At 36.8% G+C, this 24,015-nt stretch carries 24 protein-coding genes; 11 read left to right on the top strand and 13 right to left on the bottom strand.

The window, feature by feature from the left end; translation table 11 throughout:
* Positions 1 to 8: 8 nt before the first annotated feature.
* Entirely contained in the window at positions 9 to 281 is a 273-nt protein-coding gene (locus NSQ59_RS22245; RefSeq protein ID WP_055742223.1) for a hypothetical protein, read from the top strand.
* Between the two features lie 40 nt (positions 282 to 321).
* Here the strand turns inward: NSQ59_RS22245 and pdaA are convergent, their stop codons facing one another.
* A complete protein-coding gene (pdaA, locus tag NSQ59_RS22250) occupies positions 322 to 1,119 on the bottom strand; it encodes a delta-lactam-biosynthetic de-N-acetylase (RefSeq protein WP_445669221.1) in 798 nt (265 codons plus the stop codon).
* 267 nt (positions 1,120 to 1,386) lie between these two features.
* Between pdaA and NSQ59_RS22255 the strand changes: the two genes are divergently transcribed.
* Positions 1,387 to 1,812 carry a hypothetical protein gene (locus NSQ59_RS22255; RefSeq protein WP_055742225.1) on the top strand — a complete coding sequence of 142 codons (426 nt, stop codon included), beginning with the start codon at positions 1,387 to 1,389 and terminating at the stop codon, positions 1,810 to 1,812.
* A gap of 45 nt (positions 1,813 to 1,857) precedes the next feature.
* Here NSQ59_RS22255 and NSQ59_RS22260 read toward each other — a convergent pair whose 3' ends face one another.
* The 4 genes from NSQ59_RS22260 to cax all read right to left on the bottom strand — a co-directional run bounded on the left by NSQ59_RS22260 (position 1,858) and on the right by cax (position 6,545).
* Positions 1,858 to 3,405 carry a fumarate hydratase gene (locus tag NSQ59_RS22260; protein ID WP_055742226.1) on the bottom strand — a complete coding sequence of 516 codons (1,548 nt, stop codon included), beginning with the start codon at positions 3,403 to 3,405 and terminating at the stop codon, positions 1,858 to 1,860.
* Between the two features lie 278 nt (positions 3,406 to 3,683).
* Complete coding sequence (locus NSQ59_RS22265; protein WP_163258571.1) at positions 3,684 to 3,860, bottom strand: SE1561 family protein; 177 nt, start codon at positions 3,858 to 3,860, stop codon at positions 3,684 to 3,686.
* Positions 3,861 to 4,513: 653 nt separating this feature from the next.
* Positions 4,514 to 5,326 (bottom strand): YfkD famly protein, encoded by an 813-nt coding sequence (locus NSQ59_RS22270; protein ID WP_055742227.1) that lies wholly within the window; start codon positions 5,324 to 5,326, stop codon positions 4,514 to 4,516.
* Positions 5,327 to 5,489: 163 nt separating this feature from the next.
* Complete coding sequence (cax, locus tag NSQ59_RS22275; protein ID WP_055742228.1) at positions 5,490 to 6,545, bottom strand: calcium/proton exchanger; 1,056 nt, start codon at positions 6,543 to 6,545, stop codon at positions 5,490 to 5,492.
* A 489-nt stretch (positions 6,546 to 7,034) separates the two neighbouring features.
* Here cax and NSQ59_RS22280 point away from each other — a divergent pair, with 489 nt between their 5' ends.
* Entirely contained in the window at positions 7,035 to 8,207 is a 1,173-nt protein-coding gene (locus NSQ59_RS22280; RefSeq protein WP_340832794.1) for an MFS transporter, read from the top strand.
* Positions 8,208 to 8,591: 384 nt separating this feature from the next.
* Here the strand turns inward: NSQ59_RS22280 and NSQ59_RS22285 are convergent, their stop codons facing one another.
* Positions 8,592 to 9,434 carry a YihY/virulence factor BrkB family protein gene (locus tag NSQ59_RS22285; protein WP_055742230.1) on the bottom strand — a complete coding sequence of 281 codons (843 nt, stop codon included), beginning with the start codon at positions 9,432 to 9,434 and terminating at the stop codon, positions 8,592 to 8,594.
* A 366-nt stretch (positions 9,435 to 9,800) separates the two neighbouring features.
* On the opposite strand from NSQ59_RS22285, the gene NSQ59_RS22290 reads away from it, so the two are divergent.
* The gene (locus NSQ59_RS22290; RefSeq protein WP_055742506.1) at positions 9,801 to 10,022 is read left to right on the top strand and encodes a DUF1128 domain-containing protein; all 222 of its coding nucleotides are present in this window, start codon (positions 9,801 to 9,803) and stop codon (positions 10,020 to 10,022) included.
* A 53-nt stretch (positions 10,023 to 10,075) separates the two neighbouring features.
* Here NSQ59_RS22290 and map read toward each other — a convergent pair whose 3' ends face one another.
* The 4 genes from map to NSQ59_RS22310 all read right to left on the bottom strand — a co-directional run bounded on the left by map (position 10,076) and on the right by NSQ59_RS22310 (position 13,529).
* Positions 10,076 to 10,828, bottom strand: coding sequence for a type I methionyl aminopeptidase (gene map, locus NSQ59_RS22295; RefSeq protein ID WP_340832795.1), 753 nt, complete (start codon positions 10,826 to 10,828; stop codon positions 10,076 to 10,078).
* Between the two features lie 443 nt (positions 10,829 to 11,271).
* Entirely contained in the window at positions 11,272 to 12,060 is a 789-nt protein-coding gene (gene motB, locus NSQ59_RS22300) for a flagellar motor protein MotB (protein WP_340832796.1), read from the bottom strand.
* Positions 12,053 to 12,847 carry a flagellar motor stator protein MotA gene (gene motA, locus NSQ59_RS22305; RefSeq protein WP_055742233.1) on the bottom strand — a complete coding sequence of 265 codons (795 nt, stop codon included), beginning with the start codon at positions 12,845 to 12,847 and terminating at the stop codon, positions 12,053 to 12,055. The genes motB and motA overlap by 8 nt, the downstream gene beginning before the upstream one ends.
* Positions 12,848 to 13,154: 307 nt before the next feature.
* Complete coding sequence (locus NSQ59_RS22310; RefSeq protein ID WP_055742234.1) at positions 13,155 to 13,529, bottom strand: DnaJ family domain-containing protein; 375 nt, start codon at positions 13,527 to 13,529, stop codon at positions 13,155 to 13,157.
* Between the two features lie 174 nt (positions 13,530 to 13,703).
* On the opposite strand from NSQ59_RS22310, the gene NSQ59_RS22315 reads away from it, so the two are divergent.
* Complete coding sequence (locus tag NSQ59_RS22315) at positions 13,704 to 13,859, top strand: hypothetical protein (RefSeq protein ID WP_163258570.1); 156 nt, start codon at positions 13,704 to 13,706, stop codon at positions 13,857 to 13,859.
* Positions 13,860 to 14,024: 165 nt separating this feature from the next.
* Here the strand turns inward: NSQ59_RS22315 and hmpA are convergent, their stop codons facing one another.
* Positions 14,025 to 15,245, bottom strand: coding sequence for an NO-inducible flavohemoprotein (gene hmpA, locus NSQ59_RS22320; RefSeq protein WP_340832797.1), 1,221 nt, complete (start codon positions 15,243 to 15,245; stop codon positions 14,025 to 14,027).
* Between the two features lie 331 nt (positions 15,246 to 15,576).
* On the opposite strand from hmpA, the gene NSQ59_RS22325 reads away from it, so the two are divergent.
* Entirely contained in the window at positions 15,577 to 16,014 is a 438-nt protein-coding gene (locus NSQ59_RS22325) for an RrF2 family transcriptional regulator (protein WP_340833190.1), read from the top strand.
* A gap of 15 nt (positions 16,015 to 16,029) precedes the next feature.
* Here the strand turns inward: NSQ59_RS22325 and NSQ59_RS22330 are convergent, their stop codons facing one another.
* Positions 16,030 to 16,380: a DUF488 domain-containing protein gene (locus NSQ59_RS22330; RefSeq protein WP_340832798.1), complete on the bottom strand. Its 351-nt coding sequence runs from the start codon at positions 16,378 to 16,380 to the stop codon at positions 16,030 to 16,032.
* 159 nt (positions 16,381 to 16,539) lie between these two features.
* Between NSQ59_RS22330 and NSQ59_RS22335 the strand changes: the two genes are divergently transcribed.
* From NSQ59_RS22335 to NSQ59_RS22345, 3 genes are all read left to right on the top strand, one after another.
* The gene (locus tag NSQ59_RS22335; protein ID WP_126647635.1) at positions 16,540 to 17,775 is read left to right on the top strand and encodes an aminopeptidase; all 1,236 of its coding nucleotides are present in this window, start codon (positions 16,540 to 16,542) and stop codon (positions 17,773 to 17,775) included.
* A 158-nt stretch (positions 17,776 to 17,933) separates the two neighbouring features.
* Entirely contained in the window at positions 17,934 to 19,202 is a 1,269-nt protein-coding gene (locus NSQ59_RS22340; RefSeq protein WP_055742238.1) for an MDR family MFS transporter, read from the top strand.
* A gap of 169 nt (positions 19,203 to 19,371) precedes the next feature.
* Complete coding sequence (locus tag NSQ59_RS22345) at positions 19,372 to 20,151, top strand: TraR/DksA C4-type zinc finger protein (protein ID WP_340833191.1); 780 nt, start codon at positions 19,372 to 19,374, stop codon at positions 20,149 to 20,151.
* Between the two features lie 101 nt (positions 20,152 to 20,252).
* On the opposite strand, the gene hutH is transcribed toward NSQ59_RS22345, so the two are convergent.
* Positions 20,253 to 21,773, bottom strand: a complete 1,521-nt coding sequence (hutH, locus tag NSQ59_RS22350; protein ID WP_055742239.1) for a histidine ammonia-lyase — start codon at positions 21,771 to 21,773, stop codon at positions 20,253 to 20,255.
* Positions 21,774 to 22,098: 325 nt separating this feature from the next.
* Between hutH and NSQ59_RS22355 the strand changes: the two genes are divergently transcribed.
* Both NSQ59_RS22355 and NSQ59_RS22360 read left to right on the top strand, forming a co-directional pair.
* A complete protein-coding gene (locus NSQ59_RS22355) occupies positions 22,099 to 22,611 on the top strand; it encodes an acyl-CoA thioesterase (protein WP_055742240.1) in 513 nt (170 codons plus the stop codon).
* A 516-nt stretch (positions 22,612 to 23,127) separates the two neighbouring features.
* The gene (locus NSQ59_RS22360; protein WP_055742241.1) at positions 23,128 to 24,015 is read left to right on the top strand and encodes a permease; all 888 of its coding nucleotides are present in this window, start codon (positions 23,128 to 23,130) and stop codon (positions 24,013 to 24,015) included.

The following is a 24,015-nucleotide window of genomic DNA, read 5'->3' on the forward strand; positions in this document are numbered from 1 at the left end:
TGATATGATTGGCAACAGCTATAGAGACTTTATACTTTTTAAATAACCCAGAGAGAAATATCACCACTATTGCAACGGAAACACAATTGCGGTATGGAGACGTTATTAAAGATGTATTTGGAGTTGCGTGTGAAAACGACCTTCAAATGATGATTAAGTTTAACAAAAAATTCAGGGACAGTATTTGCCATGAATATGGAGTTACTGAGAGCGAAATAAGATTAGACATGATTTTCCGTATTGCAACGAAGGAAGATATGGAACAAAATAAAAACAACTAAGAAAAGACCTGTCCCAACAACAGGCCTTTATTTTTTTGCCTTAGGATCCGGGCAGCGGACTTTTTACTTTTTCCTTCATCATAAAGTAGTCTAAGCTTTCAAAACGATAGCCGCGCTCTTTTAAATCCTTAATGGACTTTTCAAGTGCTTCAGCGTTATCTCTTGATACGGTATGCAAAAGCATAATAGCTCCAGGATGGACTTGAGCCATGATATTATCATAGGAATATTTCCAGCCCTTTTGTTGATTGATTCTCCAATCTAAAAAGGCGAGTGACCATAACACATGTGTATACCCTTCCTGATTAGCAATCTCCATTGTGCGCTCGCTTAATATTCCCCTTGGAGGACGTAAATAGTGCATTTCTTTTTGCTTCGTAATGCGTGCCGTTTCTTCCTTTACCTTTCGTAATTCTTCTCTTATTTTTTCATCCGATATTTGCGTCATATCAGGGTGACTCCAGGAATGGTTACCAATGATATGGCCTTCTTTTACCATTCTTTTCACTAGATTAGGCTGTGATTTTAAATAATGACCTGTCACAAAAAAAGTAGCGGGTACCTTTTCCTTTTTTAACACATCTAAAATGGCTTCTGTATACCCATTTTCATAGCCATTATCAAAAGTTAAATACAAGATTTTGTCTTGTGGATTTCCTTTATAGACAGCATGATGCTTTTTTAACAGTTCATCATATTCCTTCCCGGCATCTGCTTGTTGTTCGTTCTTCCCTTTTGTAAAGCCCCAATGGACAGCTCGATTTGAAATGGCATAGGTAGGATAGGTGATAGCTAATAATAATGAAATTGCTATGGGAATCATAAACCACTTTTTCATTTTGGCACCTCTCTTTTTCTATATTTTTTTACTTCCGAAATAAAACTATTCCGGTTAATAATTGCCAAAATTGTGGATAGAAAATAAAGTTATTCAGAGTTTGTGGATTATTTCGAATGAAAAGTGGAAAACTTTCCATTTGTCAAAAAATTTGTTGTGGATAGTTGAAAGATTGTGGATAAAAATTATATAATTTGCCGTTATTGGGGGATTTGTTGCAAAATACATTCTATTGTTTGGGGAATCACTAAAAATGAGGTGAAATCCATGATAAAAAAACTGTTTTTTAGTTTTCTGCTCCTTTTTTTGACGACTACAAACGCCTCAGCACAAACCAATAAACAAATTGAAATTTATGATATAGGCAAGGAAAGGGTAGTAAAGAAAGTCCCTATGTCTGCTGATATTCAAGAAGATGTGAAACGATTTTTAGAGCGAACAACAAGTGTTTATCCGAAAGTAAAACCTATTCCGAGCAGAGGTTTTATGATAAAAGTTCCGCTGGAGCCTGCTGTGGAGATACGAAATCAATGGCTGCACGGTAGATTGAATCAGGTAATTCTTGTTTTTCCACCAAAAGAACACCCGTTTTATTTAGTAATGGATGAAAAAAATAGAACCCATCTTTTTCTATTTGAAGGGGAAACCAATACTCTTTTGAGAAAGTTGAATTATAAACCGCGTGGGTATTAAGAAAACGCTTGGAGGTAATTGGCTCCAAGCGTTTCGTTTTAATTATTATTTAAAAACTGGCTCTTTAAATTGTGCTAATTTTTCTAATGATGATTTATCTACATCAGCATGCAAGCTGTTACCATGAGAATCCATTGTAACTACGGCAGTGAAGCCTTCTACATTTAAGTGCCACATTGCTTCTGGAATACCGAATTGTGTTAAATCCACACCATCGACTTTTTTGATACAGTCTGCATAATATTGTGCTGCCCCGCCAATTGCGTTTAAGTATACACCGCCATGCTCTTTAAGCGCAGCAAGTGTTTTTGGACCCATACCGCCTTTACCGATTACAGCGCGGATACCAAATTTCTTCATGATATCGCCTTGATAAGGCTCCTCACGAATAGATGTAGTTGGTCCAGCAGCTTTCACTGTCCAGTTTCCTTCTTCATCTTTTGCCATAACTGGTCCGCAATGATAGATGACTTGTCCGTTAAGATCCACCGGTGCATCATTGTCCATTAAGTATTTATGAATCGCGTCACGGCCTGTATACATACGGCCATCGATACGAACAACATCTCCTACTTTTAATTCACGGATTTGCTCTTCTGTAATAGGAGCTTTTAGCGATACTACTTTTGTTTGTTCTTCTGAAGCTGCAGCAGTTTCTTTTTCTGCATCATTTTGGAATTCAATTTTTTCACCATCTTGATATAACCATTCTTGAATATCGCCTGTTTCAGGATCAACAGTTACGCCGAGACGACGGAATGCCCAGCAATTGTATGCTACAGATACAAAGAAACTAGCCGGAATACGGTTCATAACGCCAATTTTACAGCCTAAAAGGGTAGTTTCGCCGCCGAATCCCATTGTACCGATACCAAGCTTATTAGCGTTTTCCATGATGTAGTCTTCGAGTTTGCGAAGATCTTCGTTTGGATTGACATCTTCCACGGAACGGAATAATTGTTCTTTTGCAAGATCGTATCCGGAAGATCTGTCCCCGCCGATTCCAACCCCAATAAAGCCGGCACTGCAGCCTTGACCTTGAGCTTGGTACACAGAATGAAGGATACATTTACGAATTCCATCTAAGTCGCGTCCAGCACGTCCTAAACCTTCTAATTCACAAGGCAAGCTGTATTGAATATTTTTATTCTCGCAGCCGCCGCCTTTTAAAATAAGACGCACATCGATATAATCCTTTTCCCATTGATCAAATTTGATAACCGGTGTTCCGCCGCCGAGATTATTCCCGCTGTTTTTTCCTGTTAAAGAATCAACAGAATTTGGACGGAGCTTGGCATCATTTGTTGCTTGTTCAATGGCATTGTAGATTGCTTCTTTTATTTTTATTTGATTTACCCCAACTGGAGTTTTGATTTTAAATGTCGGAAGACCAGTATCTTGACAAATTGGTGAGATATTTTCGTCTGCCATTTGAATGTTATTTGTAATGGTTCCTAAGCTTAATGCTGCACGAGTGCCGGCACTTTCACTTTCCTTTGCTTTTTTTACAGCTCTGCGGACGTCCTTAGGCAAGTTTGTAGACGTTTCCACAATTAATTGGTACATGCTCTCTTGGAACTTTTCTACGTTCATTTTCTTCTCTCCCTTGCAGCTTAGTTCTTTTATATGTATATTTCCGCCTCCAATTATACTCCTATCAATGGATTTATTAAAGAAGAGATTTTTCCAAAGCGCCGCAGTTCTATCGTACGGATTTCGTAGTTGCAGGCGGGATCAACGAAAACACAGTGAAGTAGTTCACGCGTTGATTTTTTATCCGCTGGGAAGAGACGAAAGCTTGCCGATAGGCGCTGTAGCTAAACTTTTATCATGAAAAAAAGGCCAAACCATTTTCAGGCTGACCTTTTTCATTACTTATTAAATTGTTCGCATTTAAGTTCTAAGTCATCTATCATCTGGATTAAACGATCGATATCTTCAAGATCCGTTTTTTCCGGATCCATGGAGTCAATAACCTCTAAGAACATATTTAAACGGTGTTTCAAATATTCTACTTGTGATTCTTTATCATGAACGGCATTTCCCATGATGTCTCTCCTTTCTAAGGCTGTTTTTTATGCATTGATGTTTTTAATCGAAAATCTTTATTCCTTAGGTTGGCTTTAGAAATAGATATTCCTTTAAGAAAAAATGCCTCGAAACCATCCCTTAATAGATTTTTAACTAGTACGTTTCTGTAGACCCACTTATATAATAACAAAAATTGTTAGATGTGCAATTGTTAAAGGACAACTTATTTCTATTTTTGACTTTTTAATAAGGATTTATATTATCTATTTGGAGAAATGCAAGATTTTTCGTGGAATTTTTGGAATAAGGCATTTTACATTCAGTGAAACGTACAAATTTTGTCACAGATAACGGAAACTCTGTCCGGACGGTGGTTTAGCTATCTTATCCTTTACCGCTATCTGCATTTTTCCGGACACACGTTCCGTTATTCCTTTCAAAAACAGCTTTTTTATCATGTTAGAGGACTCTCATTCCGTTATTGGATGAAAATCATTGGAAAATGGCTACCTTTTGCCTCCATAACGGATCGTGTGTCCGCTAATTCCCAAAAAACCCCCTTTTTGTCACAGATAACGGAACCTCTGTCCGGTTAAAGTTTTAGCCGCCTAGACTACCACCTTATTCAAGCGAAAAACTGCACCTTCGCGGGGTGCAGTTTACTACATTTTTACCGTGGATGATCGCTCGCCAAAAACCCAAAAGAAATATGATCTTGTACCGGAATCCAAGCGCCTATTCCTTGGGATGTTACGTTTTTAACCATGATTTTTTTCTGTTTTCCTTTTAATACTAAATATACTTCTCCATAAGTAACCTTGCCTTTTTCGTTGATGGCAGGCGCATATGCATAAAGGTAACCAAGTCTTTTCGGAGGAATATTATAAACACGGTCTTTCTTTGTACCTCCGCCAATGATGGTTTCAAAGGAAAGAGGTAGATTTGTGGTGTTCATTGCTTTTAAAAGCATCATTTTCTTAACATCCTCTGCTTTGTCTACTTTTGCAGTCAATCCGCCTCTCACCACTTTTTGAGTTTCTTGCACATAATGGATTTGGTAATTGGAATTCCCACCGCGATTGTCAAAATAATTGGTATTGATCTTTTGATATTGCCAATTTGGGGATGTTTCCATTGATTCATAATTCAGCGGCCATTCTCCCAAATAAATAGTGGCTCTTAGGCCAATGGATAAAGGTGAATTATTAATAGACGATTCATTTAACATTCTTATTAAATTTGGATTATCAATCTTTACTTTAGATGTTTTTAAAACCTTTTTGGTAAACTCACTTGGTTGCAAATATGGAAGATCCTGCGTTGGGTTTGGATACGTATTTTCCTTCGTAATATCTAACACAGAAGAAGGAATCGTCATTTTCTTCATCCCTGCAGGTGGTGGGCTTACTTTATTTGCGAATGCGCTAGGCGTTGCAGATAGAAAAATTAATAAAAACACAAGTAAAAGCCTTTGCCATTTCATAGTGAGAGACTCCCTTCAAAAAATAAGTAATCATTTGTTTTTAATTTTTCCAGTCGGATTATTTCTTATCCACAAAATTTCATATTACGCGGATGAAAAAACCACTTAGTAATGTGGACTAAGTGGTCGCATTTTCATATAAAATAGAACGGAAGCTTGAGCATTAAAGTAAGTAAAACCCGATTCCCATAATAATATATGCTGCCAATAAGGTAGCGCCCTCGAACCAATTCGTCTCCCCGTCATTTGCTAAAATGATGGATAACATAACCGCGGTTGCCATTGCAACTAATTCCGGCATTGTAAACACAAGCGGCATTGGATGATTGAAAAATAGCGATAAAATGACAAGTAATGGTGCTACAAACATGGATATTTGCAAAGTTGAGCCAAAAGCGATCTCCACCGCAACATCCATTTTATTTTTATAAGCCATTAAGATCGCAGATGCGTGTTCTGCTGCATTTCCAACGATTGCAACAATGATAATACCGATAAATAGTTCGCTCCACCCGAAGCTTCTTGCTACAGACTCAAAAGTATGAACAAGATTTTCCGAGATATAAGCTACTGCAATGGTTGCCAAAAAAAGAATTGTAATGGCTTTTCCTTTTTTCCATTCCGGTTCCTCCTGCTCATCATCCTCACTAACTGAAGGATCTTGATATATTCCTCGATGCGTTACTAGTTTAAAGAATAATGCGGCAAGGTAAAGCAAAATTAAGATAATCGCTACCCCAACACTCAGATGGATGGTGTTCGATAAATTTAGGTTCATGGAGAAAACTTCCGGAATAACGAAAGCGACGAGTACTGCAAAAATCAATAATCCGGAATTGTGCCGAGCATCATAAACATTAAACTTTTGACGTTTAAATTTAAGTCCGCCTACAAGAAAAGACATACCTGCTACTAAAAGCAGATTTCCTAATACAGAACCTGTTAAGGAAGCGAGAACTACTTCGTTTAACCCCGCTCGGATAGCAAAGATGGATATAATTAACTCCACTGCATTGCCAAACGTTGCATTCAATAAACCACCAATTCTCGGCCCCGCTACAATAGCTAAACTTTCAGTAGCTCTTCCCATAAAGCTTGCTAAAGCAATGATCGTTAAACAATATATAATAAACATGATGACACTTGGCCAATGAAAAATTGCTCCAATAACTGATATTGGTACCCCAATGAAAACCATTATTGCAAAGACTTTATTCATAATAGCCTCCTAAAAAATTTGCTGCTTTCTAAGGCTCTTTTCTTAACTTTTGTTGCTTTTTGCAATCATTTCTCTGCTTATTTTAAAATCGAAGCTTTTTTAGAAAAGATCCCGCGAAACTATACTGTTTTTATTATTTTGCACAAAGAGCGAAAAGCTATAATCTGTACGAACACCGCCTTCTATTATGTTAACCCCTTCTAAAAACGAAAACGCAGGAAAGATATTCTGCTCTTTTTATCGTTCTTTAATCATTTCTCAATTGGGCTTGGAAAAGCAGTTATGTTTTACGAAAGATGCCCCGAAAATCTCAAAGAGAGCTAAACAACTAGTTGTACGAAAACATTCTTTCTTTAATGATATGTAAAACACCACAAAAAATTATGCCAATAAATTGTAATAATAAGAATTTTGTTAAATTGCATTTCAATAGTTGCCACAATTAGGTATTATGATAGTTAGAAAAAAATAATCACCGAGGGAATACATATGGGGAAAAATAATTTTAGATTTTGGATATTAGTTAGTATTGTTTCGATTTCTGGATTTTCACAAGGAATGCTGCTTCCTTTAATCTCTGTCATATTTGAAAATAGCGGTTTGCCTTCCTCCTTGAATGGGATTAATGCAACTGCCTTATATATTGGAACACTAGTTGCCTCTCCTTTCATGGAACAGCCGCTGAGAAGGTTCGGTTATAAACCCATTATTATATTTGGTGGTTTAGCAGTCGTTGTCTCCTTAATCTCTTTTCCTTTATGGAAAACATTTTGGTTTTGGTTTTTCTTACGTCTGCTTATTGGGATTGGCGATCATGCATTGCATTTTGCCACTCAGACATGGATTACATCCTTTTCTTCCCCCAAAAAATTAGGAAGAAATATTTCATTATATGGGTTGTTCTTTGGAATTGGATTTGCGGTAGGTCCTTTGATGACACCTTTAGTAAAAGTCAATCAAGCATTGCCGTTTATCATTTCATCGTTACTATGCTTAATCGGCTGGTTATTTGTTTTTACCTTAAAAAATGAATTTCCGGATCAAGATATCGAAGTAAATTCATTTTTAAAAACTATCAAACGGTTTTCATCTGCCCTTAAATATGGTTGGGTTGCCTTTTTGCCGCCTTTAGGATATGGATTTTTAGAGTCATCCTTAAACGGCAGTTTTCCGGTCTATGCACTCCGAAATAGTATTGATGTAAAAAATGTATCCATCCTTTTGGCAGCCTTTGCAATTGGATCTATTGTTTTCCAGCTTCCGCTTGGCATGATGAGTGATAAGTATGGAAGGCGGAACATCTTAATCTTCATTCTGCTTTTTGGAAGTATTTGCTTTACAACGGCAAGCTTTGTAGAAGGTTCGATAACAGCCCTTTTTCTCTGCCTGTTTATTGCCGGAATGTTGGTAGGTTCCACTTTTTCACTTGGAATTTCTTATATGGCAGACTTAATGCCAAAGAATTTACTGCCCACCGGAAATTTAATGTGTGGGATATTTTATAGTCTGGGAAGCCTAGGCGGACCATTTATCGGCGGTTTATTTATTCAATTTTTCCGGAATATCAGTTATTTCCATATTATTAGTACTATACTTTTTGTAGTCTTTCTTACTATTCTCACCTTTGGGCATAAATCACTTGTCACCGTTAAACAGAAGTAAGAAAGCCAAAATGCCTTGCCCGTCGGTGTAAGGATAAGCGAGACGTGGAGTTCCTATTTCAGTTTTTAGTAAGAGACGAGTCGATGCCCGCTTCTCTCCTCTTTTAATAAAAGGGTGGCCGATTCGCCACCCTTTTTTCTGTCCTAATTTTTAGTGGTACCCGTTTTGCCCATTTGCTGAACCGGATGTTTTTCCCTTAGGCTTTTGTTTTTTGTTTTGCTTCGTTTTGCCCATTCGTATCCCTCTTTTCATCGGAAATGAACTTGCATCATTAGTTTCTTCCTTAACATAAAAAGCTTTCGTGGTATCTTTTGTTAAGTTATTCTTTTTTATTAAGCTTGGTTTCGGGGCATCTTTTCTTGTTAGATTTTAGAAAGAGACTTTTTAACAAGGCTTTTGTTTATCCGAAAGCATCGCATTCACTTCTCCGCCAATCATTAAAATAAAGCCAGTCAGATAAAACCAAAGGATTAATACAATTATTCCCCCTAAACTTCCATATGTTGTGGAGTAATGACCGAAATGCCCAACATAATAAGAGAAAGCAAAGGAAACAAACGCCCATCCTATTGTGGCGATAAAAGCACCTGGGATCACAGTTAAACATTTTATCTTTTTATTTGGTGTAATGAAGTATAGACACATAAATACAACAAATAAAATAACAATACTGATTAACCATCTTAATCCATTCCATATACTTATAAATTGTTCAGATATACCGAAATAAGAAAAAATATAGATCCCAAAGATTTCTCCAAATACAGGGATAATTAAGGCAATTAATAAAACAAGAATCATCGCAATCGTTAGCAGAATAGATAAACCTCTCGTGATATAAAAGGGCCTCGTTTCCTTTACATCATATGCTCGATTCATTGCACTAATAATGGCATTCATTCCTAGGGAAGCAGACCATAGTGCTGCAATGATTCCAAATGACAACCATCCCCCGTTTCGGTTACTTAATATTTCTTGAAGATTTGCTTCAATCATGGCGGTGGTTTGTTTAGGGGCGAAGTCACGGATTACATTTAGTAAATCTTCCGTTGTTATCGGAAGGAATGAAAGTAAAGAAACCATAAATAATAAAAGCGGGAACAGGGATAAAAGAAAAAAATATGCTAACTGTGCCGCCACACCATTAATATCGTTCCCATCAATTCTTTTCACAAGGCCTTTAACAAACCATAATCCATTTTTAATAATATTAAAACCTTTCCCCATTTTTTCACCTCAACTATGTAACCATGCTTGTTCATTATTTTCCCTTGTTCAAGATAGAAAAAACATGATTCCATTAAATAATCCTGATAAATTCCAATTGACACCTGTTTCTTTTCGTGAAAATATAGTATTAGCCTTTAAAAACAAGTGAGAAAGCGCCTTGCTTAAATTTCGGAATCTTCGACTAAGATAAAGGAAACACGGCGAGGCAGTTCAATTTTCAACGAGTATAATTTAAAATGTAATTTTGACCAAGTGAAAATTGTACTTCCATTTTCAACTGATGCCCTGACCGACAGGGAGGAGACGTAGCGCTTGTAGCTAAACGGAGGAAAATTTCCTAAACGACACGAAAGGATGCTTGCCATGAATCTTACTGATAAAACGACTGAAAACATTGAATACATGATTACACAAATAACGACAAAATTGAAAATGGTTAATGCAGAAGCAATCAAAGCTGCTAATTACACAGAAGAAATGTACGATGATTTACGCGATATTTATGAAATGGTTATGAAGAAAAACACATTCAGTCCGAATGAAATGCAAGCAATTGTAGAGGAATTAGGTAATATACGCAAGTAAGCAATATGAAAACGGCATCTTTAAATTCAGATGCCGTTTTTTATATTATTTATTTAATCTTCTTGATCTGTAAGAATCATAATTCCATTATTCGTTACCGCAATGGTGTGCTCATATTGTGCAGAAAGGGAACCGTCTCTTGTACGGGCTGTCCAGCCATTGTTATCCATTTTCGTATCGAAGCCGCCAATATTGACCATTGGTTCGATAGTAAATACCATTCCTTCTTTAATACGTGGTCCTTTTCCAGGTAGACCATAGTGAGGAACTTCTGGCTTTTCATGGATCGTTGGTCCAATTCCATGACCGATAAAGTTTCGGACAACAGAGAATCCTTGCGCTTCTACATACGTTTGAATAGCATGACCGATATCTCCAATCCTATTACCAACCTTCACCTGTTCAATACCCTTATATAAGGATTCCTTCGTCACATCTAAGAGTTTTTGGGTAAGCGGATTTACATTCCCAACTGCGTAGCTCCATGCTGAATCAGCTAAAGCACCATTCAAATTGACAACCATGTCAATCGTTACGATATCTCCCTCTTGGAGAGGCTGTTTCCTTGGAAAACCATGGCATATTTCGTCATTAATACTGGCGCATGTCGCATACTCATATCCTTTGTATCCTTTTTGTTCTGGAGTCGCTCCATTTTCGGCTAGAAAATGATCTACAAATTCATCAATTTCCCAAGTAGTTACTCCTGGTTTAATCATTTTTGCTATTTCTTTATGCGTCCTTGCTAATAATTCTCCTGCTTTTTTCATCATATCTATTTCCCGCTGTGATTTTAATGTTATCATGTTAATCTTCCTTTCACTTCTTTACCTATGGCTCTTTTCTTAACTTTATTGCTTTTTATACGTAATTCTAATTATGGTAAAAAATTATCCAGAAACCAACCCTGCCTAAGATTTTTTAACCAAAACGAGTAACGACAATTATTCCGAACCAGCCCTACCTATCTATATGTATGTCATTCCCAATTTAATGTGAACTTACCACAACCATCATATCGCTAAAATAACTCCGTGACAAAACAATTCACTTCAAATGACAAAAATCTATTTATTTCCCGAGAAATCAAGTTAAATTATTTGATAATTCCGCAAATAATAACATCTTGTCGATTAGTGGAATTACTTCACTTATGTGCTGCCGCTTCTGTTATTATCACTCTCCATTAAGCTTTAATCTTTCACATCCAAAGAAAAAAGCTTTCTGTACCTACTTGTACAAAAAGCCTTTATTGTTTAGTCATTTTTACCCGTGGCATAATTAGAACTTCAACACGCCGGTTCTTCGCTCTGCCTTCATCAGTACTGTTACTAGCAATCGGTTTAAATTCTCCATAGCCTTTTATGCTGAAATTTTTAGGGTCCAGTTGTTTATTTTCTAAAATAATTTTCATAAAATTCAAGGCTCTCATAACACTTAATTCCCAATTAGACTGAAAATTAGCATTATGTATAGGAACGTTATCCGTATGCCCGCTGATCATAATATTGCGCGGTGGGTTCATCACAAGTAGATTCGATAGCTCTTTCGCTGTATGAACATCCTTAGGTCGTATATCGGCTCGTCCTGATTTAAAGAGAACATTATCCCTAATCGTTAATAATAAACCCTCATCTGTTAAGGAAGTGGCGAATTTTCCCTCCATTTTCTTTTCCTTAATATATGCATTAACTTTTGCTTGTAGTTCCTTCAGTTCCTCTTTGTCCTGATCCTGCAATTTTTTTAATTGATCAATATTTTGTTTAGTTTTAGGAGCAGTAACCTGGTTTTTCATCCCGTCATTTGATTTGATACTATCCTGCGGAGCAGGCTTTGTGTAATCCAGCACGCCAACGCCGCTTACAAAAATGCCGTTAAACACTTTTGAAAGCTTTTGCATCTTTTGTGCATCTACCGAACTTATGGCAAAAAGAACAATAAATAATGCTAACAGCAAGGTTAAAATATCTGCGTAAGGGAGCAGCCATGCCTCATCGATATGAGAATCGTCGTGATTCTTCTTTTTTCTCCTACTCATTAGCGAACTCACTGCCTTCTGCCATAATCTTTTTACGTTCTTCTGCAGGTAAATAGGATGCAAGCTTTTGTTCGATGACTCGTGGTGCTTCACCCTCTAAAATGGACAGGATTCCTTCCAACATCATTTCTTTCACTTTCACTTCTTGTTTCGATTTTTGCTTTAACTTATTTGCAAATGGATTCCATAAGACATATCCAGTAAATATCCCTAACATAGTTGCCACAAAAGCAGCAGAAATTGCATGCCCTAATTCATCGGTATTATCCATATTACCTAAGGCAGCAATTAATCCTAATACGGCCCCTAAAACCCCTAATGTAGGAGCATATGTGCCAGCTTGTGAAAATATCGCTGCTCCAGCCTGATGCCTTTCTTCCATAGCATCAATCTCTTCGCTTAATACATCACGAATATATTCAGCGCTCTGACCATCGACAGCAAGACTTAATCCATTTTTCAAAAATGGATCTTCTACTTCCAACAGCTTCCCTTCTAATGCCAGTAATCCCTCTTTACGTGCCAGCTGTGCTAAATCAGAAAATAACGTAATAATCGATTTAGCATCGAGCAATTTTTGTTCTTTAAAAATGATTTTAAATAGTTTAGGAACCTTCTTAATTTCACTTAACGGAAACGCAATGATTACAGATGCAATAGTACCTGCAATAATAATTAATAGTGCTGCAGGATTGATGATGACAGAAGGATTTACTCCTTTTAACACCATTCCTACTCCGACAGCAATAAAACCTAATATAACTCCAATAACCGATGTTTTGTCCATATTATTCACCCTATAATTTATTCACTTCTCCCTTTATATCGGCTGACTAAGTATTTTTTTAAGAGATTTTCTGTGAAAGTTCGACAAATCCTTCGTTATATCCAGGATTTCTTTAAAAACATAAAAAAACAGGACTTTTGGTGGAGTCCTGTCTCTCTGCATTATTAATATGGAAATTATAAAATTCAACCCTGTGAACTGTCTGTATCTAGACAAACATCCAACGGCTAGCGGATGCACAGTTTTAAATTGTTTCAATTGGTCTCCCAAGTGACTACGAAATCTGAAGCGCACCGCGCATTTGTGCTTATTTCAAAAGTTTATTTTCAATTTTCCGTTCATAATTTTTAAATAAGGAGGAATTCGTTTTCACTCCTCGTTTTGATAACATCCCGTTATATTTAAGCAATTTTTCATTAAGCTCATTTTTTAATTCTTCTTGCTCTTTATCATTTCCACATTGTCGGATTAAATCTTGGATCGATGTCATTTCTTTTTTTAACGCAGTTTCTTCCTGTGTGAAGCCGGCATTTTTCATTATCCGATAAGCCATTCTTAAATCCTCAGGAAGATGTGCAAATTCATCCTCGGGCAGAGGCTTCCCCATTCCAGGGAGATTATCTAATTCACCGTTCTTATAGGCTTCTTTAATTCGATGCTCGGTTATTCTAAAAAAATCCATACGTTTTTTCTCCTTTCCGACATGGTATATCTTTATTATATCGGAAAGGAATACATTGAATCATCTTAAACAAGATAAAAATTGACAATATTCCAACATTTACATTTCGTTACTCGGATAAATCAACCTTTGGAGGAGAACCTAATGTTGAAAGATGAGTGAAGGAGGAGGAATATGGCTCGCGGTAATGCTTTTCATCATAAGAAAAAAAGTTATCCCGGTAATTTCCCGCAAAATTCTATCGCTGAAAAGCATCAGAAGGAAAGAATTGAAGATGAGGAATTTATCGTGACCCAAGAAGCGTTTAAAAATCGTGTGGAAGAAGAGTAAACCATGATACTTTTCCCCATTTTGAATGGGTGTTTTTTGTTTTAGACATGCTTAAGTTATTTTTAAAGTTATTACATATGTGACTAGCAATCCGCCAATAAAAGAAGGCTTAGAATGAGAAAAGCTTGAACATCCCATCAATAAGGGTGTTCAAGCTTTTTTACATTACTTCGCTGCAGCAGTTTCTGCAGTTAAATTCATAGCAGGTCCGAAGAATTCATAGCGGATATTTTCATCTTTTAATCCGATTTCTTGAAGAATTGTTACAATATTTTTTAAGAACGGAACAGGACCGCAAATATAGCAAACCGTGTTTTCATCTACAATATTTTGTAAGAATGATTTTGTGATATATCCTTCAAAATGATGATTTCCTTCTTTATTTAAAGGTTTGTCATAACCAAAGAATACACGGCCGTTTTCCAATTTACTGATATTTTCTAATACGGCATCTTTAAATGCATGGAATTCCTCACTACGCGCTGAATGAATATAAGAAACTTCACGTTTGGATCCACTATTTGCAAGTGCTTCTAGCATACTCATCATCGGTGTCAAACCAACACCGCCACTAATAAGTGCTATTGGTGCATCTTCTCTTTCATTTAAAGTAAATTCTCCAGCTGGAGCACTGATTTCAAGTGTATCCCCTTCATTAATAAAGTCATGAAGATAATTAGAGACTTTACCATTTGGATCATGATCTGCTTCTCTCTTAACAGATATACGGAAATAGTCATGTCCAGGGGCACAGGATAAGCTGTATTGACGGTTTAATATATATGTTTCAGTAGGTATCTTCACCTTTACCGTAATATACTGTCCAGGAATGAATGTCGGTACTCCCTTTCCATCCTTTGCTTTTAAATAGAAAGATGTAATGACATTGCTTTCTTTTACTTTCTTCACAACTTCAAATTCTTTAAAATCCAACCAGCCGTTTTCTTGTTTTTCTGCGCTTTCATACATATTATGTTCGATATCAATAAATACTTGTGCAATCGCACCATAGCTTTCCGCCCATGCATTGATAATTTCATCTGTTGCAGCATCACCCATTACCTCTTTAATTGCCTTAAGTAAAAACTCTCCTACAATTGGATAATGCTCTGGTTTAATTCCCAATCCACGATGTTTGTGAGCAATTTGGTTTACAACCGGTACGATTGTTTCTAGTTTATCGATATACTTTGCGGCCGCTAGTACTGTATTTGCCAATGCAGTTTGTTGACGGCCTTGCGCCTGATTAACATGATTAAAAATATTTAATAGTTCAGGATGTGCGGCAAACATCATTTTATAGAAAGTGGAAGTTACTGTAGTTCCGTTTGCTTCTAAAGCTGGAACCGTAGACTTTACTAAATCGATTGTTTTTTGTGATAACATGGTTATCTCTCCTTATTAAAAAGATATATTTAAAATACATTTTTAATCTACGTTTTTAAATTACATCGTTCCAAGCCTAAAAGCAATATTTCAAATACATCTTTTAATAAGTTGTCACAATTTTGGACAGTTATTGAACAAAAAGTTATAATATTACCATTAAATAAGGCTCTTTTCTTTATTGTCACTTTTGTAAAATAAAATCTTATGAACCTCTTCATTCGGCTTAAAATTTGATATCCTTTTAAGAACGAAGAGTATTTTAGGATTTAAAACCATCATGATAGCAACAATTTATATGAAAACAGCCTTCAATGAACAGGTGATGTATATGAGATTAACCAATTACACAGACTATTCGTTACGTGTTTTAATATATTTAGCTTCCCAAGAGCCTTCCAAGCTTTCTAATATTAAAGAGATTGCAGAAGTATATGGGATTTCCAAAAATCATTTGATGAAAGTGACCCATGATCTCGGGAAAATGGGAGTAATTGAAACGATTAGAGGAAGAAATGGCGGGATTAAATTAGCACATCCGCCAAACGAAATTAATATTGGCTCTATTGTCCGCAAAACGGAAGATGATTTTAAAGTGGTAGAGTGTTTCGATGGAGGGGCGTGTATATTAACCCCAATATGCGGTCTTAAGCATATGCTTCATAAGGCTCTTTCTGCTTATTTTGAGGTTTTGGACGGATATACATTAGCAGATATTGTTCATAACCCTTTAGTTTATCGGCAACTTTTTGAAACAGGCACAAAATAGTGCCTTTTTTCTCATTTAAAATCTATCTTGTAAATAATCAATCAGCACATTCGCTTGATTATGTTCTTCATCCTTAGCAGAATACAAAAGTGTGACAACATGGTCCTTACCTAATTCAATAAGCTCTTGCAATTCAACTGGATTATTTTCATCAAGTTCATGCCTATATTTCAAAATAAATTCCTGAAACTTATCCGGTTCATGATGAAACCATTTTCTAAGCTCCGTACTTGGTGCAACATTTTTGAACCAATGATCAAGCTTTGCTTTTTCCTTTGAAATCCCTCGTGGCCACAATCTATCAACCAAAATTCGTATTCCATCATCACTACTATACTCATCGTAAATTCGCTTTATTTTAAACATGTTCATGCTCCTATTTGTTAGCTTTTTTTCATAACCATATTTTATCATTCAGTTTGAAAAAACAGAAAAAACTCTTCCTCGCACTTACTTGTTATCATAACGCGGGATTGCTAAAATAGAATAGAACATTCTGAAAAGAAGAAAAAGGAGAATACATATATGAATAAATTTCAAGAATATCTTGAGAAATATGCAGAATTAGCGGTTAAGGTTGGTGTGAATGTCCAAAAGGGACAAACTCTAGTCGTTAATACTTCCATTGAAGCGGCAGAATTTGTGCGCCTAGTTGTAAAAAAAGCTTATGAAGTTGGCGCAAAAAATGTAGTCGTTAATTGGAGTGACGATACTGTTTCCCGTATTAAATATGATTTAGCACCGGATGAAGCTTTCACTGAATATCCAAAATGGCGGGCGAAGGAAACAATAGAATTAGCGGAAAATGGGGCTGCATTTATGGGTATTGTTTCTGCTAGTCCTGATTTGTTAAAAGGGGTCGAACCGGCACGTATTGCGAATTTCCAGAAAGCAGCCGGACAAGCGCTTGAAAAATACCGTCAATATACACAATCCGATAAGGTGAGCTGGACGGTTATTGCTGCACCATCAAAAGCATGGGCTGCGAAGGTATTTCCACAAGCTCCAACTGTAGAAGAAAGTGTACAATTGCTTTGGGATGCTATTTTCAAAGCTACCCGCGTAGATACAGAGGATCCTGTACAAGCATGGAAGGAACATGATAAAACTCTTCATAAAAAAGTGGATTACTTAAACGAAAAAAGATATAAAAAGCTTCACTATACTGCACCTGGTACTGACTTAACAGTTGGTCTTCCAGATGGACACTTATGGGTTGGTGCCGGAAGCATCAATGAACAAGGCAACGAATTTATGGCAAATATGCCCACAGAAGAAGTATTTACAGTTCCTCAAAAAGATGCGGTAGATGGATATGTTTCAAGTACAAAGCCTTTAAGCTACGGTGGCAATATTATCGACGAATTTACGATTACCTTTGAAAAAGGCCGCATTGTCGATGTAAAAGCAAAAGAAGGCGAAGAAATCTTAAAGCAATTAGTGGAAACAGATGAAGGCTCTCATTATTTAGGTGAAATGGCCCTAGTTCCTCATAATTCGCCAATTTCACAATCCAATATTCTTTTCTTCAATACATTATTTGACGAAAATGCTTCTAATCACTTTGCAATTGGAAGTGCATATGCGTTCTGTATTGAAGGCGGTAAGAAAATGTCCAAAGAAGAGCTTGAAAAACATGGCTTGAATCAAAGTATTACTCACGTCGATTTCATGGTAGGCTCCGCCCAAATGAATATCGATGGCATTAAAGAGGATGGAACAGCAGAACCTATTTTCCGCAATGGGGATTGGGCATTTTAATCAAGGTATGTCTTATACTTCTACTGAATTTCAGTAGAAGTTTTTCGTTTATCTTTTCCACTATTCCGACAATAGTAAATTTTGATACCTTTCTATTGTTTTCCAATATTGTTTCGTTTATGATATTGTCTTAACAGATTATTTTAGAGGTAACAGCTATGAGAATACGTGATTGGGATCAAAACTTGAAAATTCGTCTTATCGGAGAATCCATGATGAATCTAACCTTCTGGATGTTCTTTCCGTTTTTGACGATTTATTTTACGGAAAACTTTGGAAAAAACACTGCAGGATGGCTCTTAATTATTTCACAAATATTTTCGGTGATAGCGAATTTACTTGGCGGCTATTATGCAGACCGTTTTGGAAGAAAGAAAATGATGGTTCTTTCTTCCATTGGACAAGGGGTTGCCTTTTTAATCTTTGGATTTTCTAACTCCCCTTGGTTTGAATCCGCTAGTATCGGCTTTATTTGTTTTACTGTTGCAAGTGTTTTTGGGTCTTTTTATTATCCGGCAAGTCAGGCAATGGTTGCGGATGTTGTGAAGGAAAAAGACCGCAGTGATGTTTTTGCGATTTTTTATACATCTACCAATATTTCAGTCGTAATTGGTCCGATATTGGGTGGTATCTTTTTTAATAATTACCGATTCGAGCTGCTTGTTATTGCAGGAGCAGTTTGTATTTTTTTAGGATTGCTTTTATTAAAATATACTCGCGAAACTTCACCGGTCAAGATAAGTGAACAAAGCAATAAAGAGAAAAATTGGTATCAAGTCCTTCTTTCTCAGCTGCATTCTTACAGCATCATTGTAAAGGATCGTATTTTTTTACTGTTTATTATTGCTGGTATTCTAATCTCGCAGACCTTTATGCAATTGGATCTTCTTTTACCTGTTTTTACAAAAGAAACGGTTAAGCTGGCAACCCTGTTCCACTTTGGGTCTATGCATATATCTATAACTGGAGAGCAAACATTTGGACTGATCCTGTCTGAAAATGGATTGCTTGTGGCACTTTTGACTGTATTTGTAACAAGGTGGATGAATGTGTATAAGGAAAAAAATGTATTTATCTTATCGTGCTTTGCCTATGCTATATCCATTTATTTCTTCGGACAATTTCCGTTTGTCTGGGGATTCATCATTGCCATGGCCATTTTCTCGTTTGCCGAACTAATGGTTGCCGGTATCCAGCAAACGTTTATCTCGAAATTAGCGCCTGAAGAAATGCGCGGTCAATATTTTGCAGCAGCAAGCTTGCGTTATACCATCGGGCGAACGATTGCTCCAATCTCGATTCCGCTTGCTTCTTGGATAGGATATTATAGTACGTTTATTGTATTAGCATTATTAGCTATTGTTGCAGCTGGAATTTATTTAGTTGTATTTCGGAAATTTGAGATGCAAAGAGGAAAGCAAATTTAAAATGCTTTCCTTTTTTATATTATAAAAATTATTGAACAGGTGTATTCTCGGTCTAGCTTCAGCATTCGGCTAGCGTATTTCTTATATGAACTTTTTGACAGTCATGTTTTCTTTTGTTTTGTTAAATAATACAGTCAGATGAAGAATTTAAAGGAAAGAAGTGATTGTTATTCTTACTTCACAACAGTTATCTCACTTCCAATCTGAACTACAAAAGGCAAAAGAAGAACTTGAACATCAGTTTCAACTAAATGATAATTATGGCTTAGAGGATGGTCACCCTCATGATGCAGTAGGCGAATTATCCAGCTATGATAATCATCCAGGTGATGAAGGAACAGAATTATATGAGCGTGAAAAAGATATTGCCCTAAATGAACATAGTGAGTACGAATTAAAAAATATAGAGCGTGCCCTTGATGCCATTCAAAATGGCACCTATGGCAAATGTATAGTTTGTGGAAAAGAAATCCCATTAGAACGATTGGAAGCCATCCCACAGACACTCTATTGTATTAACCATACACCAGATAAGACAGTTTCGACTAATCGTCCAATAGAAGAAGGCGTCCTTATGCCTCCATGGGGAAAATTTAATTTTGATGACAGCCTTGATGAGTCAGAAGCTTATGATGCAGAAGATTCGTGGCAGGATGTTGCGAAATGGGGAACCTCGGAATCACCGTCCGATTTTGTGAACCCACCGGATCACTATAATGAAATGTATATTGATTCGGATGAAAATGTTGGATACGTGGAAGACTACGAAAACTTTGTCGGAACCGATATAGAAGGAAATTATCGATATATTTATCGGAATGAACAGTATGAGAAATACAATGATGTGCTGGAAGAGGAAAATATCATGACGACATTTGGAGATTTGCCAAGGTATGAGCATGATCCGTATGTCGAGGATGAAAATGACGATAGTGATCCGCGACATTAAAGATTCAATAAGAAAAGCGCAAGCGCCTTGCTCATCGGCGTACGGATTTCGTATCCCAAACTAATTCAAAACAGGTGCCCTATACGGCACCTGTTTTTACATTATTGCACTTTAGAACCTTGTCTTGTATCAACCAAGGAGGATTCATCCGATTCTTTTAACCAAGCTGACATCGCTTCAATATCTTTAGAGAAGATACGATCCTTTATTATACTTGGGACAATTTTGCGTCCTTTATCATAAAAGCCTTTAGTAGCATGTGCCATTTTTTCAACACCGCGGTATTCAGCCCCTTGCATCGCGCAGATCATTTCAATTGCCAATACCCTTCTTGTATTTTGCAGAATTTGATAAGCATGTCTTGCAGCAATCGTTCCCATACTTACATGATCTTCCTGATTTGCTGATGAAGGGATGGAATCAACACTGGCAGGATGTGCAAGTGTTTTGTTCTCAGAAACTAATGATGCAGCTGCGTATTGCATAATCATCGCTCCAGATTGCAAACCAGGTTCAGGACTCAAGAACCCAGGCAAATCATTTAATTGCGGATTTACCAATCTTTCAATACGTCTTTCCGATATATTAGCCAATTCTGCGATGGCAATTTTCATAAAGTCCATGGCAAGAGCAATCGGCTGCCCATGGAAGTTTCCACCTGAAATAACCTTTTCCCCATCATTAAAGATAAGCGGATTATCGGTAGCTGCATTCATTTCAATTTCAAGCTTCTCTCTTACGTAATCTAACGCTTGCCATGAAGCTCCATGAACTTGCGGGATACAGCGTAAAGAATAGGCATCTTGAACCCTAATCTCCCCTTGTCTTGTTGTAAGCTGGCTATCCGCTAAATATTCACGAATTCTTCTAGCCACATCTACTTGTTGATAATAACCGCGGGCTACATGAACATCTTCATCAAATGCATCGATGATCCCTTGTAATGCCTCGATGGTAACAGAAGCAATCAGCTCACTTTGTTTTGCTAATTTTTCCGCTTCTAAAAATGCTACCACTCCCATCGCTGTCATTGCTTGGGTCCCATTTATTAACGCTAATCCTTCTTTTGCTTGTAGGGTAATCGGGAGAATACCTTCTTTTTCTAATGCTGTCCATGTATTTGTGCGTTCTCCCTTATAATAAACCTCCCCTTCTCCCATTAAAGTTAACGCTAAATGGGAAAGCGGTGCTAAATCACCACTCGCTCCTAATGAACCTTGCTGAGGAATAACAGGATGAATATGTGCATTCAGTAAATCTAATAGACGGTTGATAACTACTGGGCGTACTCCGGAGAAGCCTTTTACTAAGGCATTTGCCCGTAATAAAAGCATCGCTCTAGAGACAACCTCTGGAAAAGGTTCACCAACACCGCACGCATGGGAGTGGATTAAGTTTAGTTGAAGCTCTTCCACATTCTCTGAATCAATGTATACGTCGCTGAATTTTCCAAAACCTGTTGTGATTCCATATACCACTCTTTTTTCCTCAACAATTTTTTTTACTGCTTCATGGCTTTTTTGTACTCGTTCCATGCTCTCACTGGAGACACTCACAAATTCATTATTGTATAAAACCTCATTGACTGATTTAAGTGTTAATGTATTTCCTGTAAGTTCCATTTTATTGCATCTCCTCTTTATGTTTGATATAGTAGCACGCTAAAGAAAAAAGGCTTGATCACAATTTGTTAGTTTGTGATCAAGCCTTTTATTACTTCTTTTTTTAAACGGAAGTGTATTCTCATACGTACTCACCTTTTCATGATAAAAATTATCATTTCCTAATAACAGAATACGATTTCGCTAAGTAGTTTGTCAATTAAAAATGTTCCATATTTTAACAAGATATTATATTACTGTGTTAGTATAGGAAAGGGGAGATTCTAAATAATGTATCTTCCTTTGCACATACTAAAGGTTAATTAAACTATTGGAGTGACGTAAAATGAATGAACAACAAACAATGGCTATGCGGGAGACATTAACGGTTCAATCAAGACAAGTGTTTCCTCCGGATACGAATCATCATGGAACTTTATTTGGCGGTAAATTAATGGCATATATTGATGAGACTGCAGCCATTGCTGCGACAAAATTAGCAAGAGGCCCAGTTGTGACTGCCTCTACGGATTCTGTCGATTTTATTAAGCCTATTCGTGTTGGAGATGTTGTCGATATTGAAGCGATGGTTTCTTGGACAGGCAGAAGTTCTATGGAGATTTTTATAAAAATTACATCGGAAGATCTTTTAACAAGGACAAAGTCCATTGCAGCTCTTTCGTTTTTAACCTTTGTTGCCCTAGATGAAAATGGAAAACCTACTAGAATACCGGCCGTTATCCCTGAAACAGACGAGGAAAAATGGTTGAATGAAACAGCTATCAAGAGAGCAGAACACCGGAAAGTAAGAAAAAAAGAAAGTGAAGATTTAGCACGTTATTTCACAAAAGGTAAATAAGAAACTATTGGTACGCATCGCAACCAACGGAAACATTACGAGCTAATGCCTTACCCGCAGAAAAATCCGTTAAACCATTTTTTTAAAAAAGTAATCCATTAAACGCTAAAGAATAACACCCCACATTTTTCGTGTGGAGTGTTTTATTTTTTTATGAGTATATCTGCTATTTAATCAAGTAACTTCCATTTCCTTATTTTAGGTATTTCGTTTGGCAAAGGATTCAATGTGGTCTATAATACAGGATAGCATTTTATGAGAAAAGTGGATGCGCCTTACTTATCAACGTACGTAATAGACGGCTTCGACACAGGATTCAGGAAATACAGCGAGGCAGTTCATAGGCTAGGGAAATGGCACTTCAAATTCTACTTGATGCCCTTATGCCGCTAGGAGACTCGGAAATCCGCTAGTCGATAGGCACTGGAACCGAACAACGAATTGCTAGATCTATTAAATAAGTTATATAATAACAAACTAATTTAGTTTTATAATTCTAGAAAAGGAGACAAAGTAATGACGAGTCAATCCTTTTTACAAATGAATACGATTTTTATTAGTATTCTAATAGAATCATTGCCATTTGTGTTATTGGGTGTTTTGGTTTCGGGAATCATTCAAATGTTTGTTACAGAAGAAATGATATCCAAGATTTTGCCGAAAAATCGCTTCTTGGCAGTTCTGGTTGCAACAGTGATGGGGGCACTCTTCCCAGCCTGTGAATGTGGAATTGTTCCGATATCTAGACGTTTGATGGCAAAAGGGGTTCCGCTCCATGCTGCTATCAGCTTCATGTTAACTGGGCCAATCATCAATCCAATCGTATTGTTCTCAACTTATATTGCTTTTGGAAACAGCTGGAGAATGGTGCTTTACCGCGCCGGACTTTCCTTTGTTGTTTCGGTGATTGTGGGATTTATTATTTCCTATCAATTTAAAACATCACAGCTAAGAGAATCCGCTTCCCATGATCATCATCATCACCATGGAAATGGTTTGAAGGGGAAAATAAAGGGAACCATTCAGCATACAATTGATGAATTCTTCTCTGTTGGGAAATTTTTAATAGTAGGTGCTCTGATCGCAGCTGCTATGCAAACCTATGTAAAAACATCCACCTTAACAGCAATTGGACATGGACCATTTTCTTCTCATCTTGTGATGATGGGTCTTGGATATGTGTTATCGATTTGTTCAGAAGCAGATGCTTTTGTTGCGTCATCCTTCCAAAGTACATTCTCGCTCAGCTCGATCGTTGCGTTCCTTGTCTTTGGAGCAATGTTTGATATTAAGAATACATTAATGATGTTCCAAGCATTTAAGCCTAAGTTTATTTTTTACTTATTTGTATACGTTGCGTTATTCGTATTTTTAGGATCGATGTTTATTGCACAAATTTCATAG

It is taken from the genome of Margalitia sp. FSL K6-0131, from assembly GCF_038008735.1.
GTDB lineage: Bacteria > Bacillota > Bacilli > Bacillales > Bacillaceae_C > Margalitia > Margalitia shackletonii.

Coding starts and splice junctions, on each gene's coding strand:
- pdaA (WP_445669221.1), bottom strand. CDS start 1,119: ATGAAAAAGTGGTTTATGATTCCCATAGCAATTTCATTATTATTAGCT.
- NSQ59_RS22255 (WP_055742225.1), top strand. CDS start 1,387: ATGATAAAAAAACTGTTTTTTAGTTTTCTGCTCCTTTTTTTGACGACT.
- NSQ59_RS22260 (WP_055742226.1), bottom strand. CDS start 3,405: ATGAACGTAGAAAAGTTCCAAGAGAGCATGTACCAATTAATTGTGGAA.
- NSQ59_RS22265 (WP_163258571.1), bottom strand. CDS start 3,860: ATGGGAAATGCCGTTCATGATAAAGAATCACAAGTAGAATATTTGAAA.
- NSQ59_RS22270 (WP_055742227.1), bottom strand. CDS start 5,326: ATGAAATGGCAAAGGCTTTTACTTGTGTTTTTATTAATTTTTCTATCT.
- cax (WP_055742228.1), bottom strand. CDS start 6,545: ATGAATAAAGTCTTTGCAATAATGGTTTTCATTGGGGTACCAATATCA.
- NSQ59_RS22280 (WP_340832794.1), top strand. CDS start 7,035: ATGGGGAAAAATAATTTTAGATTTTGGATATTAGTTAGTATTGTTTCG.
- NSQ59_RS22285 (WP_055742230.1), bottom strand. CDS start 9,434: ATGGGGAAAGGTTTTAATATTATTAAAAATGGATTATGGTTTGTTAAA.
- NSQ59_RS22290 (WP_055742506.1), top strand. CDS start 9,801: ATGAATCTTACTGATAAAACGACTGAAAACATTGAATACATGATTACA.
- map (WP_340832795.1), bottom strand. CDS start 10,828: ATGATAACATTAAAATCACAGCGGGAAATAGATATGATGAAAAAAGCA.
- motB (WP_340832796.1), bottom strand. CDS start 12,060: ATGAGTAGGAGAAAAAAGAAGAATCACGACGATTCTCATATCGATGAG.
- motA (WP_055742233.1), bottom strand. CDS start 12,847: ATGGACAAAACATCGGTTATTGGAGTTATATTAGGTTTTATTGCTGTC.
- NSQ59_RS22310 (WP_055742234.1), bottom strand. CDS start 13,529: ATGGATTTTTTTAGAATAACCGAGCATCGAATTAAAGAAGCCTATAAG.
- NSQ59_RS22315 (WP_163258570.1), top strand. CDS start 13,704: ATGGCTCGCGGTAATGCTTTTCATCATAAGAAAAAAAGTTATCCCGGT.
- hmpA (WP_340832797.1), bottom strand. CDS start 15,245: ATGTTATCACAAAAAACAATCGATTTAGTAAAGTCTACGGTTCCAGCT.
- NSQ59_RS22325 (WP_340833190.1), top strand. CDS start 15,577: ATGAGATTAACCAATTACACAGACTATTCGTTACGTGTTTTAATATAT.
- NSQ59_RS22330 (WP_340832798.1), bottom strand. CDS start 16,380: ATGTTTAAAATAAAGCGAATTTACGATGAGTATAGTAGTGATGATGGA.
- NSQ59_RS22335 (WP_126647635.1), top strand. CDS start 16,540: ATGAATAAATTTCAAGAATATCTTGAGAAATATGCAGAATTAGCGGTT.
- NSQ59_RS22340 (WP_055742238.1), top strand. CDS start 17,934: ATGAGAATACGTGATTGGGATCAAAACTTGAAAATTCGTCTTATCGGA.
- hutH (WP_055742239.1), bottom strand. CDS start 21,773: ATGGAACTTACAGGAAATACATTAACACTTAAATCAGTCAATGAGGTT.
- NSQ59_RS22355 (WP_055742240.1), top strand. CDS start 22,099: ATGAATGAACAACAAACAATGGCTATGCGGGAGACATTAACGGTTCAA.
- NSQ59_RS22360 (WP_055742241.1), top strand. CDS start 23,128: ATGACGAGTCAATCCTTTTTACAAATGAATACGATTTTTATTAGTATT.